The sequence below is a fragment of the Stenotrophomonas sp. STEN083 genome (genome assembly GCF_056759195.1).
In genome coordinates this window covers 45,970-57,864 of sequence record NZ_JBRRCU010000021.1, presented here as the reverse complement: position 1 = coordinate 57,864, position 11,895 = coordinate 45,970, and the positions used below count along the sequence as shown (strand labels likewise).

The window sequence follows — 11,895 nt, the reverse complement described above, 5'->3', positions numbered from 1 at the left end:
GTCGCCGGCCGCGCGCTCGCGCCGGCGGCGCGGCCGGGGCCCGCCCCCCCCCCGCTCCCACAAACTGGATTGCCGGGAACGCCCCTGCCGGGCTGGCTGGGGTTATCGGGCTTTCTTGGCCGCAAAGCGCGCGCGCATGCCGGGTACGCTGACCAGAGCCACGATCAGCAGCGCCAGGACGATCTCGATCCACGCATACAGGGCGGTATCGCGGTGGCTCCAGGCACTCATCACGCCGTGACTGAACCAGAACAGCGCCAATACCCCCGCCCAGAAGCGCGCGACCGCGCGCTGTGCCAGTACGCCCAGCAGCAACAGGACCGGCGGCGCCACGAACACCAAGGCCACCGCCAGCAGGTGGCGATCAGCGCGGAACCACCACGCATACAGACCGGCCAACAACGCTAATGCCAAGGCCAGGATCAGATCGCGGCTGCGGCCGCTCATTGCGCCAGGCGCCGGGCGATATCAGCGACCCGTCGGCCCAATGACCGTGCCAACACCGCTTCATCGTCGGTGGGCTGCGGATCATCCTGGCTGCCAGCCACATGGCTGGCGCCATACGGCGTGCCGCCGCTGGTGGTGTGGCTCAGCGCCGGCTCAGTGAAGGGGATGCCGACGATCAGGCAGCCGTGATGCAGTAGCGGCAGGTGCATGGACAGCAGGGTCGATTCCTGGCCGCCATGCATCGAGGCGGTGGAGGTGAATACCGCCGCCGGCTTGCCGGCCAGGGTGCCGTTGACCCATTCCGCACCCAGGCCATCGAGGAAATGCTTGACCGGCGCGGCCATATTGCCGAAACGGGTAGGGCTACCCAGCACGATGCCATCGCACTCGGCCAGGTCGGCAATTTCCACATAGGGGGCGCCGTCTTCGGGCACAGGCGGGGCGCTGGTCTGGGTAACAGCGGCGACCGGAGGTACGGTGCGCAGGCGGGCGCTCATGCCCGGCACCTCGCCGATACCGCGGGCGATCTGCCGCGCCAGCCGGGCCACCGAGCCGCCACGGCTGTAGTAAAGCACCAGAATTTCCGCCATCGCAGCATTCACTCACTCTTACAGGAACCGGCAGTATCAACGATGCGGGCCGCGCTTTGCATCGGGTACCCTTGCCGAATGGAACCTTTGGATTCACTCAACCTATGGATGGAGCGCCTGCGTGACCGGGCGCGCAACGTCAGCTTCGGGCGCTTCCTGTGGAAGCGCTTCCTCGACGACCGCCTGTTCCAGGCCGCGGGCTCGTTGGCCTACACCACGGTGTTCGCACTGGTGCCGCTGGCGATCGTGGTGTTTGGGGTACTGTCGGCGTTCCCGATGTTCGATCGTTGGAGCGAGGCGCTCAGCGACTACGTGTTCTCCAATTTCGTACCCTCGGCGGCACGTGCGGCCGAAGGCTATCTGAAGCAGTTCTCGGCCAGCGCCGGGCAGCTCACCGCCGCTGGCTTCCTGGCCCTGGTGGTGTCATTGCTGATCACCCTCAACAGTGTCGAACAGACCTTCAACCGGATCTGGCGGGTGGCCTCGGCGCGGCCGCAGCTGACCCGTTTCCTGGTCTATTGGACGGTGCTGACCCTGGGCGCTTTGCTGGCCGCCGCCTCGCTGGCGGTATCTGCAAAGGTGTTGTCGCTGCCTCTATTCGGTACCACCGAAGGTCGCTGGCTGGCCGATCTCGGTCTGCGGCTGGCGCCGGTACTGATCGAGTTCGTCTGTGTGGTGCTGATCTACCGGGTAGTGCCACACCACACCGTGAAGTGGCGCCACGCCATTCCCGGCGCGCTGCTCGCGGTGCTGATGCTGGAGCTGGTGAAGTGGGGCATGGGTCTGTATCTGGGCAGCTTCCAGTCCTACCAGAAGCTCTATGGCACGGTAGCCTTCGTGCCGATCCTGTTGCTGTGGATATACCTGAGCTGGGTGTCGGTATTGCTGGGCGCGTCACTCGCCTCGTCGATCGCCGCCTTCCGCTATCAACCAGCGGCAATGCGATTGCCACAGGGCTGCGAGCTTTATGGTTTGCTGCGTCTGTTGGGACGCTTCCGCGAGGCGCGCCAGCGCGGGCAGGGGTTGGATGAAGACCAGCTGTTGCTGCTGGAGCCCATGCTCACTGATTCACTGTTGCAGCAGTTGCTGGAGCAGATGGAGGTTATTGGCGTGCTGCGCCGTGATGAGCGTGGTGAATGGCTGTTGGCCCGCGATCTGGACAGCATCAGCCTGCATGAACTGTATGAAAGCTCGCAGCTGCGTATTCCGGCCGCCGAGGAATACCTTCCAATGCGCGAGGACAGCCTCGGGCAAGCGGCCTGCAATGCCCTGGATCAACTACGTCTGCCGTTGCGCGAACTGCTCAAGCGCCGTGTGGATGACATCTATGTAGAGCGCGGAGAGAGTCGATGATCAAGAAGTTTGTTCCGGTCGCGCTGCTGGCGCTGGCCCTGGCTGCATGCAAGCCGGCCCAGGCGCCGGTGGCTGCACCGGCTCCTGCACCGGAGGCATCGTCCGCGCCGGAGGCGACGCAGCCCGCCGTGGTGCAGCAGACGGTAGAAATACCGCAGTTGCAGGTGCAGACCGTCGATGGCAAAGCCTATGATCTGGCCACTCACCGTGGACAGTGGGTGGTGGTGAATTTCTGGGCTACCTGGTGTGCGCCCTGTCTGCAGGAAATGCCGGAGTTGTCGGCACTGCATGCCATGCGCAGCAATGTGGAAGTGGTTGGCCTGGCGTATGAGGACATCGAGCTGGACGAGATGCAGGCGTTCTTGAAGGAGCATCCGGTGGCGTATCCGATCGCCATCATCGACACCTTCAGCCCGCCCAAGGATTTCGCCACGCCACGTGGCTTGCCGATGACTTACTTGATTGCTCCCGATGGAAAGGTTGCCAGGCAGTTTCTGGGACCGGTGAATGCGCAGGAGATCGAGCAGGCGATTGTGGCTGCTGGTGGTAAGGCGGTTTGAGGATGCTCGGTTGAGGTGATGGTGGTTGTTTGGGGTGGAGCTTCGAGGCGGGAGCGAAAAGCTCTAGAGCCAAGAGCACCCCTCCCCAACCCTCCCCTTCGCTGCGCGAAAGGGAGGGGGCTGTTCTCGGCATCTGTCAGATGGCCGCGGTGCCGCTGCTACTCCCTCCCTTTCGCGTAGCGAAGGGGAGGGTTGGGGAGGGGTAGCTTTTCAGCTCTCCGCGCAATGTTAGCTTCGCGGCTTACGCCGCACTTACAACTCCTGCGGCATGGCTGGGAATGCCCCTGCCGAGCATGGCTCGGCACTACAAGCCCCTCTCCCGTTTGCGGGAGAGGGGTTGGGGTGAGGGCAGCCTTTTGAGGTATTGCCGGGAAAGCTTCTGCCGAGCATGGCTCGGCACTACAGGGGCCGGAGGCGCGTTATGGCTTGACTGCTTCTTCATCCACCGCAAACAGCGCAATCGGCTTCACTACGCCGAACTTTTCTTTCTTCGGCTTGCCCGGCAGCGGTGGTAGTTCGACCACCGGTTCGTCGACGTGGGTATCCGGCAGGCGATCCAATAGGTCGCGTATCACCGTCAAACGACCACGCTTCTGGTCGTTGAAATCCACCAGCGTCCACGGTGCCTGTGCGGTGTGGGTGGCTTCCAGCATGGCTTCGCGGGCCTGGGTGTAAGCGTTGTATTCCTGCCGCGATTTCAGATCGATCGGTGAAAGCTTCCAGCCCTTGAGCGGATCATCGCGGCGCTCGGCAAAGCGCTTTTCCTGCTGTTCCTGGTCCACGCACAGCCAGTACTTGAACAACAGAATGCCATCGTCCACCAGCAGCTTTTCAAATGCCGGGGCCTGCTTGAGGAAGGCCTTGTACTGCGCATCGGTGCAGTAACCCATCACTTTCTCCACGCCGGCGCGGTTGTACCAGCTGCGGTCCATCAGCACGATCTCACCAGCAGCTGGGAGGTGCGCGATATGGCGCTGGAAGTACCACTGGCTGTCTTCGCGCTCGTTGGGCTTGGGCAATGCAACCACCCGGCACTGACGCGGATTGACGTGTTTGGCGATGTCCTGGATGACGCCGCCCTTGCCGGCGGTGTCGCGGCCTTCGAACAGCACCAGCACGCGCTGCCCGCAGTGCTGGGCCCAGCGCGCCATGTTGGCCAGTTCCAGCTGCATCGGTTCCAGCAACGCTTCGTACTGTTTGCGCTTGAGCTTGCCCATGGTCACTCCTTGTGGAGTGCCGAGCCTAACCCAATCGCATGTCAGCCAATGTCTGCGCCACGCCAGCCGTGGGCGCTGGCCAGTTGTTGCAGCAGCTGGGCCAGGTCGTTGGCGAAGCCAGCCATGTCGAACAGACTGCTGCGCTCGCGGGCCTCGGCCAGCCGCTGGCGCATGGTCAGCAGGGCGGCTGCATCGTTGCCCAGCGCAATTGCCTTGGCGATGAAGGCCTGGTCATCGGCGACGTTCATGTCGTCCAGGCCCAGGTGATGGTTGAGGCTGCCCGCTACCCGGGCGGCAAACGTATTTCCGGGCGCAGTCAACACCGGGCAGCCAGCCCAAAGCGCGTCGGAGGCGGTGGTGTGGGCGTTGTAGGGGTGTGTATCCAGGAACAGATCGGCATGCTGGTAGCGGGCCAGGTACTGCGGATGTGGCGCCTTGCGCATGAACACCAGTCGCTCCGGATCCAAGCCGCGTTGGCGGGCGACTTGCTGCAGGCGCTGGTCGGCCTTGCCCGGCCCGGACAGCAACCACAGCACGCTGCCGGGCACGCCAAGCAGCACCTGCAACAGGCGCTCGACGCTGCGTGGGTTGAGCTTGTAGCTGTTGTTGAAGCAACAGAACACCACGCCGGTTTCCGGCAGGCCGCAATCGCTGCGTGACGGTGGTGACTGAACAAGACGCGTGTTGTCCGAGGGCTGGAAGGCGTGCGGCAGGCGCAGCACCTTTTCGCTGAAGCCTGATTCCAAGGCGGGCGGCAGTACGAAGGCATCGGCGACTATGTAGTCAATCCATGGCGCACCGGAAGTGCCGGGGTAGGCCAACCAGTTCAACTGCAGCGGTGCCGGGCGCATGGCCAGTACTTCGGGCGTGCCGCCACCACCCCAACCGCGCAGATCGAACAACAGGTCGATGCCAGCGGCGCGGATACGCTGCGCAATCGCTACATGTGCTTGGCCACTGACGTCGTGCAGTTGCGCGGCGGCGGTCTGCAGGCGTTGGCGGATACCACTGCCGTCGTCGCTATTCAGTGCGAACAGATGCACCTGCAGCTGCGGCTGCGCGCGCAACTGCTCGAACAAGGCGACCGTCAGTAGGCCGGTCGGATGCGCGCCAAAGCCGTTGGAAAGGAAACCCACGCGTAGCACGCCCTGGGCACAGACCTGCGTTGCCGGCAGGCGCGGAATGGCTTGCGCCAGCACGCTGGCGCGTTGCCGCGCGCAGGCAAGCTGTTCGGCGGCGCTGGCCTCTTCGCTGAGAAAGGCGAAGGGCTCAACGGCGGGATTGCCGTGCGCGACTGCGCGGCGCACCTGTTGAGAGAGGGCATCGATATCACGCCAATCGCAGAGCCGGCGCTGCCAGTTCAGGCGCTGTGCGGCCATGTATGGCTCATCCGGCGCCAAGGCATGCGCGCGTCGATAGGCATCGGCGGCGGCTTCGGGTTGGTTGGCATCTTCCAACACATGACCCAGCCACAAGGCCATGCCGGGATGTTGCGGAGCAAGTTGGCAGGCGCGCTGCAGCAGTGCGGCCGCTTCGTCATGCCTGCCCTGCATCCAGCGGGCGCGACCGAGTCGTGCGAGGGCTTCAGGGTGTTGTGGACGCAGCTGCAACGCTCTGGATGCAGCGGCCTCACCTGCGCGTACATCGCCTGAGCCAAGCTCCGCGTCGGCCAGCATCACCCAAGCGATGAAGTCACCGGGCTGGCGGGTGACGGCATGGCGGAGTTGGTCGCGTTCGTTGGTCATGGGCTGGCTTTTGCTCCCTCCCTTGCGCAGAGCGCAGGGGAGGGTTGGGGAGGGGTGGTTTTTGATTTTGCTCTGGGCTGGTGATTAAGGCCAAATCCAGAGGCCGCAGCCAAAGCCAAAGCCAAAGCCAAAGCTACCCCTCCCCAGCCCTCCCCTATGCTGCGCATAAGGGAGGGAGCAAAGCCTGTGCTGCGCGCAAGGGAGGGGGCGTATTACGTCCCTTCAGCCAAGCGCGCCAGCTCATCCACTTGGTGTTCGTGCTGCAGGCGTGCGATCAGGTCATCCAGGCCGCCTTCGATGATGTTGGGCAGGTCGTACAGGGTCAGGCCTTCGACGCGGTGGTCGGTGATGCGGCCCTGCGGGAAGCTGTAGGTGCGGATGCGCTGGCTGCGGTCGCCGCTGCCTACCTGCAGGCGGCGCGACTCGGCCTGCGCTGCGGCCTGCTTGCTGCGCTCGGCATCCATCAGCTGCGCTTTCAGGCGTTTCATCGCCTTGTCGCGGTTGGCGTGCTGGCTGCGCTCGGTCTGGCATTCCACCACCACGCCACTGGGAATGTGGGTGATGCGGATCGCCGACTCGGTCTTGTTGACGTGCTGGCCACCGGCGCCGGAGGAGCGGTAGGTGTCCACCCGCAGGTCAGCCGGGTTGATCACCACGTCTTCGACGTCGTCGGCTTCGGGGATGATCGCCACCGTCGCTGCCGAGGTGTGGATGCGGCCCTGCGATTCGGTGGCTGGCACGCGCTGCACACGGTGGGTGCCGGATTCGAACTTCAGCTTGGAATAGGCGCCACGGCCAACCACGCGCGCCACGATTTCCTTGTAGCCGCCGTGCTCGCCGGGATTGTCGGATTCGATTTCCACCTTCCAGCCCTGGCGCTCGGCATAGCGGGCGTACATGCGGAACAGGTCGCCGGCGAAGATCGCTGCTTCGTCGCCGCCGGTGCCGGCGCGCACTTCCAAGAAGAGATTGCCTTCGTCGCGCGGATCACGCGGCACCAGCAGCAGTGCCAGTTCCTCGTCCAGCGCCTGCAGGCGTGCCTGTGCGGTGCTGATTTCTTCCTCGGCCAGCTCGCGCAGCTCCGGATCGGCGCGCATGGCTTCGGCCGAGGCCAGGTCATCGAGCGCGCGGGCTTCGTTGGCCAGCGCGGTGGCGATGGGTTCCAGTTGCGAGAACTCACGGGAGAAATTGCGGAAGCGCTCGTTGTCGGCGACCACGTCGGGGTCGGAAAGCAGGCGTTCCAGTTCTTCTCGGCGCTCGGCCAGTGCCAGCAGCTTACGGCGCAGGGTCGGCGTCATCATTCCTCGCAGCGGGGTGGTGATACCCGGGAGTGGCCGGGAACAGGCGCTCGGCGGCGCGGGTAAGGTCGGTATCGCCATCCTGCGCGGCTTGGCGCAGGGCGGCGGTGGGCGGATGCAGCAGGCGGTTGGTCAAGCCGTGCGCCAGCTGCTCCAATACTTCGTCAGGCAGTTTGCCATGGGCCAGCTGTTGCCGGGCTTTGGCCAGCAATTCGGCGCGGGTAGCTTCGCCGAAGGCGCGTAGCTGCCGGATGGGGGCCTGCAGGCGAGCGGCGCGCAGGTTTTCCAGGTAGCGGGTTACCTGCAGGTCGATGATGGATTCAGCCTCGGCGGCGGCTTCGCGGCGGCCGCGGCGGTTTTCTTCCACCGCCCGTTCCAGGTCATCCACGGTGTACAGGTAGGCGTCGGCCAGCGTGCCAACCTCGGCTTCGATATCGCGCGGTACGGCCAGGTCGAACAACAACATCGGCTTGTGTCGACGCAGGCGCAGCGCATTGGCGACCTGGTGATGCAGGATCACCGGCTCGCGCGCGGCGGTGGCCGAGAACACCACGTCGGCTTCGCCCAGATGGCGCTCCAGTTCGGTCAAGGGCAGTGCCACGCCGCCGTGGCGGCTGGCAAGGTCCTGCGCTTTGGCCAGCGTGCGGTTGGCGATCAGTAGCCGCTTCACCTTGGCATCGCTGAGGTGCTTGGCGACCAGCTCCATGGTTTCGCCGGCACCGACCAGCAGCACGGTGGATTCATCCATGCGCGCAAACGAGTCCTGCGCCAGCCGTACCGCGGTGGAAGCCACCGAGATTGGATTGGCGCCGACGCGGGTGTCGGTGCGGGCACGCTTGGCCACGGAGAAGGTCTGCTGGAACAACCGGTCCAATTGTTGCCCGATTGCGCCGCTGTCGTGGGCCAGTGCCCAGGCATCTTTTACCTGGCCCAGGATCTGCGGCTCGCCCAGCACCATCGAGTCCAGGCCGGTGGCGACCCGGAACAGGTGGCGCACGGCCTCACCATCGCTGTGCTGGTAGAGATAGCCCTGCAGGCTGCCTGCGTGGTGTTCCAGCCAATGGCTCAGGGCCTTGCTGTCCTCGGCAACGGCATACAACTCGGTGCGGTTGCAGGTGGACAGCAGTACCGCCTCGGCCAGTTGCGGGGTCTGCCGCAATGAATCCATCGCGCGCGGCAAGGCGTCTCCGCCAAAGGCAGCGCGTTCGCGCAGTTCTACCGGCGCAGTCTGGTGATTCAGTCCGAGCACCCACAGGGTCATCTGTTCAGTTGCTTGCGATAAGCTGCTGGCTGTTGAAGGCCGCCATTTTACGGCCCGGTTGCGCCAGATGCCCGTATTCAATCGCATATGCACCGTTCTGTTGCTTTCCCTGCCGGTTTTTCCGGTGCTGGCGGCCCCAGCTGCGCCAATTCGGGCGCCGTTGGCGGCTGAAGGCCTGCCGCTGACCCCAGTGCTGGCCGGTGAATTTTCGTTGCAGGCCGGCAAGCTGCCGGATGCCGCCCGCTGGTACCTGCAGGCAGCGCAGGAGGCCAAGGGCGACGTGGGCCTGGCTGAACGCGCCACCCGCATCGCCATGCTGGCCGATGACGCTGAACGCGCCGAACAGGCGCTGACGCTGTGGGCGCAACGCGACCCCGGCTCGGTAGCGGTGCGTGGCACCCGCGGCGCGCTGGCCATGCGTAATGGCGATGCCAAGCTGGCCCGCAAGGAATTGTTGGCGGTGTTGCGTTCACCTGAGCCACGCGCTTGGCGCTATGCGCTGCTGGCGCTGGCTACCGGTGGCCGTGACCCGGCGGTGCCGGCACAGGTACTGGGCATGCTGGTGGATGCCAATGCGATCCCCAATGATCTGGAGGCCTGGCAGGAGTTTGGCCGGCTGGCCCTGCGCATGGAGAGCCCGGAGCTTTCGCGGCGGATGGTGGGCGAGGTGGTGCGGCGCTTCCCGGATGAGCCGCGGGTGGCGCTGCTGCATGCTTCCCAGCTCAATCAGGCCGGCAAGAAGGACGAGGCGCTGGCCCTGCTCAAGGGCATCGAGTCCAAGGCGGAGAAGGACGACGAGCTGCGCGGTGCGCTGGCCATCGCCTATGACACGCTGGGTGAAACCGCGGCCGCCGAGCATGTGCTGTCGGTAGGTGAGCAGAACCTGCAGAGCTGGGGCATGCGTGCCTCGCTGCTGGCCAAACAGAAAGACGATGCCGGGCTGTTGGCGCTGTACCAGGACATCGCGGCCAAGGCCAGCAAGCCCGATCCAGACCAGCGCTTGCTGCTGGGCAAGATCGCCGAATACCTGAAGCGCTACCAGGAAGCCGTGGATTGGTATCACGGCGTGCCCGGTGGCGAGCATCGCGGTGAGGCGCAGCTGCGTGCGGTCAATGCGCTGCACCTGATGGGGGACAAGGCGCGCGCTGCCAAGGAGGTGCAGGCGGTGCAGGCCGATGCCTCACTGGACGACGATGTGCGCCGCGACGCCTATCTGCTCGAATCCGAGCTGCAGCTGCGTGATGGCCAGACCAAGGCCGAGTTCGATGTGTTGGCGCGTGGCTTGGCTGCGTTCCCTGATGACAGTGCCTTGTTGTACGCCCGCGCGCTGGCCTGGGAGCGCAATGACAACGTGCCGCGCGCCGAGGCTGACCTGCGCAAGGTGCTGGTCGCCGAGCCCGAGAATGTGGCGGCGCTGAACGCGCTGGGCTACACCCTGGCCGACCGCACCCAGCGCTACCAGGAGGCATTGGAGCTGATTGACCGTGCGCGCGTGGCCGAGCCGGACAATGCCGCCATCGTCGACAGCTACGGTTGGGTGCTGTATCGACTGGGTCGCAACGACGAGGCGCTGGTGCATCTGCGCCGTGCCTGGACCTTGAACAAGGACCCGGAGATCGCTGCACACGTAGGCGAAGTGCTGTGGGTGCTGGGGCAGAAGGACGAAGCCAAACGTTTCTTCGACGAGGCCCGCAAGCTGGATCCGGACAACCGCGCGCTGCAGCGTGCGATCGAAAAGTTGGGTGTATGAACGTAATGATGTGGCGGGCGCCGTTGGCGCTGCTGGTGGTAGGTACGCTCGCGGCCTGTGGTTCGGTGCCCAAGCGCCAGGCGGCGCCGGTAGCGGCTGAAGTGGCGCAGGTGTCCGCGCAGGCACAGGCGGCGGAGCAGCAACGGCAGGCTGCCTTGCAGGCGCAACCGAACTGGTCATTCCAGGGCCGGGTGGCGATCAGCAAGGGGCGCAACGGCGGCAACGGACGGATCGACTGGCTGCAGCAGGGGCAGGCCTATCAGGTCAGTCTGGCTGCGCCGGTTACCCGCCAGAGCTGGCAGCTCAGTGGCGGCGAGCCGGGGCAGGTGGTGCGCCTGGAAGGGCTGGAAGGCGGCCCGCGCACGGCTGATGACGCCGGCCAGCTGCTGTTGCAGGCCACCGGCTGGGAAATTCCGGTCGCCCAGCTGGCGCAGTGGGTGCGAGGCCTGCCTAGCGCCGGTGCCAGCTCCGAGCACCTCGGTTTCGATGCCGAAGGTCGGCCGCGGGTGCTGCGCCAGCAGGGCTGGCAGGTGGATTATCTGGACTGGTATCCGGCCGACGCCGGGCGTCCGTCGCTGCCGCGGCGGATCGAGGCGGTCAATGGCGATGCCAAGGTTCGTCTGATTGTGGATGAATGGGGTACGGACGCACCATGACTGCCGTTGTTGACGCTGCGGGCTGGTCGTACTGGCCGGCTCCAGCCAAGCTGAACCTGTTTCTACACATCACCGGCCGTCGTGCTGACGGCTACCACGTGCTGCAGACCGTGTTCCGGCTGCTGGATTGGGGTGACCGCATCGGTTTGCGCCTGCGTGAAGACGGTCACGTGCGCCGCGATGGCCCGTCTGTGGCAGGCGTTGCCGAGGCCGATGACCTGGTGGTTCGTGCGGCTATTGCGCTGAAAAATGTGTCCAATTGCGGCAAAGGTGTCGATATCCGGGTCGAAAAGCGGATTCCGGCCGGTGGCGGCTTTGGTGGTGGCTCTTCCGATGCGGCAACCGTGCTGGTGGCGCTGAACGCACTGTGGGGCACCGGGCTGAACGAGGACGCGCTGGCCGCGCTTGGTGTTGGTCTAGGTGCTGACGTACCGGTATTCGTGCGCGGGCGCAGCGCCTGGGCCGAAGGTGTGGGCGAATTGCTGACTCCGATAGAATTGCCGGAAGCGTGGTATTTGCTGGTGGATCCGGGTGTTCATGTGCCCACGGCTGAACTTTTTCGTTCACAGCATTTGACGCGGGATGCCAAGCCCGTGAAAATAGCGGACTTCGCTTCCGGGACCGTCCTCGGAAATGCGTTCGAGCCGGTACTACGGCGCCGGGAACCTGCCATCGAGGCGACGTTCCAGGTCTTGTCAGGTATTGGTCGGGCACGACTCACGGGGTCGGGAAGCGGTTGTTTCGTCGAGTTCGCTACGCGCGCTGCTGCAGAGCAGGCCTTGGCGGAGTTGCCGTCGCAACTGCGAGCTTGGGTAGCTGCGGGTGTTGATCGCTCGCCACTGCTTGATGCGCTGGAAACGACGGGAATTGTTTGATGCAGGGGCGTCGCCAAGAGGCCCAAGGCACCAGGTTTTGATCCTGGCATTCGTAGGTTCGAATCCTACCGCCCCTGCCACACACTCCCAACGCTGTAAGCGCAATGGATGTGCGCCTGCCACACCCGCGCCATCACTGCAGT

The 11,895-nt window shown here is 65.0% G+C and carries 11 protein-coding genes and 1 tRNA gene; 6 read left to right on the top strand and 6 right to left on the bottom strand.

The window, feature by feature from the left end:
* Positions 1–102: 102 nt before the first annotated feature.
* Positions 103–447 (bottom strand): DUF2069 domain-containing protein, encoded by a 345-nt coding sequence (locus ACVOK8_RS08795; protein ID WP_481566470.1) that lies wholly within the window; start codon positions 445–447, stop codon positions 103–105.
* Complete coding sequence (gene wrbA, locus ACVOK8_RS08790; RefSeq protein ID WP_481566469.1) at positions 444–1,037, bottom strand: NAD(P)H:quinone oxidoreductase; 594 nt, start codon at positions 1,035–1,037, stop codon at positions 444–446. Before wrbA ends, ACVOK8_RS08795 begins: the two co-directional genes overlap by 4 nt.
* A 78-nt stretch (positions 1,038–1,115) precedes the next feature.
* Between wrbA and ACVOK8_RS08785 the strand changes: the two genes are divergently transcribed.
* The gene (locus tag ACVOK8_RS08785) at positions 1,116–2,390 is read left to right on the top strand and encodes a YihY family inner membrane protein (protein ID WP_481566468.1); all 1,275 of its coding nucleotides are present in this window, start codon (positions 1,116–1,118) and stop codon (positions 2,388–2,390) included.
* A complete protein-coding gene (locus ACVOK8_RS08780) occupies positions 2,387–2,950 on the top strand; it encodes a TlpA family protein disulfide reductase (RefSeq protein ID WP_481566467.1) in 564 nt (187 codons plus the stop codon). Before ACVOK8_RS08785 ends, ACVOK8_RS08780 begins: the two co-directional genes overlap by 4 nt.
* A gap of 419 nt (positions 2,951–3,369) precedes the next feature.
* Here ACVOK8_RS08780 and ppk2 read toward each other — a convergent pair whose 3' ends face one another.
* From ppk2 to hemA, 4 genes are all read right to left on the bottom strand, one after another.
* Positions 3,370–4,167: a polyphosphate kinase 2 gene (gene ppk2, locus ACVOK8_RS08775; RefSeq protein ID WP_481566466.1), complete on the bottom strand. Its 798-nt coding sequence runs from the start codon at positions 4,165–4,167 to the stop codon at positions 3,370–3,372.
* Between the two features lie 41 nt (positions 4,168–4,208).
* Positions 4,209–5,912, bottom strand: a complete 1,704-nt coding sequence (locus ACVOK8_RS08770; RefSeq protein ID WP_481566465.1) for an O-linked N-acetylglucosamine transferase, SPINDLY family protein — start codon at positions 5,910–5,912, stop codon at positions 4,209–4,211.
* A gap of 212 nt (positions 5,913–6,124) precedes the next feature.
* Positions 6,125–7,210 (bottom strand): peptide chain release factor 1, encoded by a 1,086-nt coding sequence (gene prfA / locus ACVOK8_RS08765; RefSeq protein WP_481566471.1) that lies wholly within the window; start codon positions 7,208–7,210, stop codon positions 6,125–6,127.
* Positions 7,188–8,471, bottom strand: coding sequence for a glutamyl-tRNA reductase (gene hemA / locus ACVOK8_RS08760; RefSeq protein WP_481566464.1), 1,284 nt, complete (start codon positions 8,469–8,471; stop codon positions 7,188–7,190). The genes prfA and hemA overlap by 23 nt, the downstream gene beginning before the upstream one ends.
* 67 nt (positions 8,472–8,538) lie before the next feature.
* Between hemA and ACVOK8_RS08755 the strand changes: the two genes are divergently transcribed.
* The 4 genes from ACVOK8_RS08755 (at position 8,539) to ACVOK8_RS08740 (ending at position 11,832) form a co-directional block, all read left to right on the top strand.
* Positions 8,539–10,221: a tetratricopeptide repeat protein gene (locus ACVOK8_RS08755; protein ID WP_481566463.1), complete on the top strand. Its 1,683-nt coding sequence runs from the start codon at positions 8,539–8,541 to the stop codon at positions 10,219–10,221.
* Positions 10,218–10,877, top strand: a complete 660-nt coding sequence (lolB, locus tag ACVOK8_RS08750) for a lipoprotein insertase outer membrane protein LolB (RefSeq protein ID WP_481566462.1) — start codon at positions 10,218–10,220, stop codon at positions 10,875–10,877. The genes ACVOK8_RS08755 and lolB overlap by 4 nt, the downstream gene beginning before the upstream one ends.
* On the top strand, positions 10,874–11,752 hold the full coding sequence (gene ispE / locus ACVOK8_RS08745; protein WP_481566461.1) for a 4-(cytidine 5'-diphospho)-2-C-methyl-D-erythritol kinase: 879 nt from the start codon (positions 10,874–10,876) through the stop codon (positions 11,750–11,752). Before lolB ends, ispE begins: the two co-directional genes overlap by 4 nt.
* Before the next feature lie 3 nt (positions 11,753–11,755).
* Positions 11,756–11,832: transfer RNA gene (locus tag ACVOK8_RS08740), tRNA-Gln, on the top strand.
* Positions 11,833–11,895: the final 63 nt, after the last annotated feature.